Below are 2,708 nucleotides of genomic sequence, written 5' to 3' on the forward strand. Positions count from 1 at the left end.
TACCTCACCCCACTCGAAACCCGAGCCAGACTGCAGCACGACTTCACCCCCGCAGCGTAAGCACCCGCTGTCCAGTTCCAAGGGGGAACTTCAGTGGCCCGTCTGGAGGAGGACGACGCCGAAGCCGGCCTCACCGAAGCCCTCGACGCCACCATCCTGGAGGAGACCTCCCCCGGCCGCTACGGCTTCCGGCACGTCCTGGCCCGCCAGACCGTCTACGACAAGATCCCCGGCCCCCGCCGCCGGCGCCTGCACCAACGCACCATCCACGCCCTCGACACCGGCCCCAACCCACCCCTCGTCCAGATCGCCCACCACACCCGCCAACTCGACGACCCCCACACCTGGATCCCCCGCGCACAAGCCGCCGCCGACCACGCCACCCGCATCGGCGACGACGGCATCGCCACCCAACTCCTCCAGCAGCTCCTCGCCGAACCCACCCTCCCCACCGACCAACGCACCACCACCGCCCTCACCCTCGCCCGCATCACCTACCGCCGCCTCGAAATCACCACCACCGTCACCGCACTGCGCGCCATCCTGGCGGACCCCTCCCTCCCCAGCGCCGTCCGCGGCGAGATCCGACTCAACCTCGCCCGGACCCTCCTCATCCAGACCATGGAGATGAAGTACCTGCGGGAGCTGGAGCGGGCAATAGACGAGCTCGACAGCCGACCGGACCTGGCCGCCGTCGCCATGGCCGGCCTCGGCATGGGCGCCTACTCGGTACCCGTCGCGCAGGACATCGCGTGGATGGAACGGGCCGTGCAGACCGTGGCCCGCACCGACGACCCCGTGGCCCACGCATACGTGCTGGCCGGCCGCATCACCCTGCTCGAACAGATCGGGGACCGCGCGGCCCGGACGCTGCTGGAGCAACTGCCCCGCCAGGACCAGGACCGCGGCATCCAGGACCAGTGCTGCCAGGCCTTGTTCAACGCGGCGGACGGGGCAATGTGGCGGGGTGACGACCCCAGGGCCCGCGAGCTGATCGACGAGGCGAAGGAGCTGGCCGACCGGATCGGCAACCAAACCCTGGCAACATATGTCGACACGTGCGGGCTGGAACTGGACTTCGCCGACGGCCTGTGGGACGGGCTCGATGACCGCCTCGAATCCCTCGCCCCCGAAGCGAGCCAGGAGGGCGGAGCGTTCGAGGTGGAGCCGATGCTGATCCGTGCGCAGCTGGACATCGCCCGCGGACACTGGCCACGCGCCCGCGAACGCCTGGTGAGCGTGCTGGAGGCCACCGCTGACTATCTTTCAGTGCGGATGAAGGCTGCCGCGGGCCTGGGCTGCCTCGACCTCGCCGAAGGCGCACCCGACGCGGCCTGGGAACACCTGCAGCCGACCTTGGACGCCCAGCGGGCCAAGGGCATCTGGGTGTGGGCGGTGGGCCTGCTTCCCACCGCGGTGCGGGCGGCTCTCGCCTGCGACCTGGCGGAACAGGCCGACGAACTGATCCGCGAGACCGCCCGCGGCATCGAGAGCCTCGACGCCCCCGGCGCCCAGGCCGAAATCCTCTGGGCCCAAGGCCTGCTCGCCACCCCCACCACTCCCGAGAAAGCCATCGGCCACCTCGAACACGCACGCACCCGCTACCAGGCCCTCGACCGGATCTACCACGCCGCCCAGGTCGCCGAGCACACCGGCCACGCCCACCTCACCGCCCACCCCGACAACCCCGGCCTCGCCGCCCGCACCTTCCAAGACGCCCTCAACACCTACACCCGCCTCGGCGCCACCGCCGACCAGGCCCGCTGCCAACAGACCCTGCGCGAACTCGGCCAGCAACGCCCCACCCCCCGCACCCGCCGAACCCACGACGCCGACCTCTCCCCCCGCGAACACCAAGTCGCCGACCTCCTCACCACCGGCGCCACCAACCAGGACATCGCCCGCGCCCTCTCCCTCTCCGTCCGCACCGTCGAACACCACCTCGCCCGCACCCTCAAAAAACTCCACACCACCCGCCGCGACATCCACCACCCCACCCCCACCTGACACACCGCCGCAGTCAGCCACGTCTGCTCTACGGCGTGGCCTTGCCGCAGCCCATCAGCGACACAGCCGCATCGATCACCTGTGCGGTGAGTCCCCGGCCGAGGCCTCGCAGCGTCCACCGGTCGGACGGTTGCGCGAAGAGTCACCGCCTACGACCGGACCATCCCTCAGCAGGCGCAGGTGCGGCGGCCCCTCCCTCTCTGTCAGCCTTGGGTGAGACATCCCGCTTTGGCGGGTTAGCCTGAGAGGGCCCCGAGTAGGAGTTCCACCCCTGATGACCAGCACCAATCCGTCCGCTGCCAGCCCGGCTCCCAGGCCGAAGCGCCGCACGTTCAGCCCCGAGTACAAGCTGCGGATCGTCGCCGAGTACGACGCCGCGCCCGAGGGTGAGAAGGGTGCGGTCCTGCGCCGCGAGCGCCTGTACCACTCCCACGTCACCGAATGGCGGGCCGCGCGCGATGCCGGCGCCCTGGAAAACCTGGCCGACCGCCGCACGAGCCCGGTGCGCCCGAAGAAGTCCGCCGCCGAGGTCGAGAACGAGAAGCTGCGCCGGCAGGTGGAACGGCTGGAGAAGGAACTCGCCCGGAACAAGGCTGCGGTGGAGGTCCTGGGAAAAGCGTCGGCGCTCTTGGAAATGATCTCCGAGAGCGCGGACTGAGGCACGCCGCCGATCCCGTCGTGGACGAGGCTTTCACCGCCGT

The 2,708-nt window shown here is 70.5% G+C and carries 2 protein-coding genes; both read left to right on the forward strand.

The window, feature by feature from the left end:
- Positions 1-93: 93 nt before the first annotated feature.
- A complete protein-coding gene (locus ACIOFR_RS42025) occupies positions 94-2,007 on the forward strand; it encodes a LuxR C-terminal-related transcriptional regulator (RefSeq protein ID WP_401006084.1) in 1,914 nt (637 codons plus the stop codon).
- Between the two features lie 274 nt (positions 2,008-2,281).
- Complete coding sequence (locus tag ACIOFR_RS42030; RefSeq protein WP_266328108.1) at positions 2,282-2,665, forward strand: hypothetical protein; 384 nt, start codon at positions 2,282-2,284, stop codon at positions 2,663-2,665.
- The last annotated feature ends 43 nt before the right edge of the window (positions 2,666-2,708 follow it).

Origin of the sequence: Kitasatospora sp. NPDC088346, from assembly GCF_044740765.1 — a bacterium.
In the GTDB taxonomy this organism is placed as follows: domain Bacteria; phylum Actinomycetota; class Actinomycetes; order Streptomycetales; family Streptomycetaceae; genus Kitasatospora.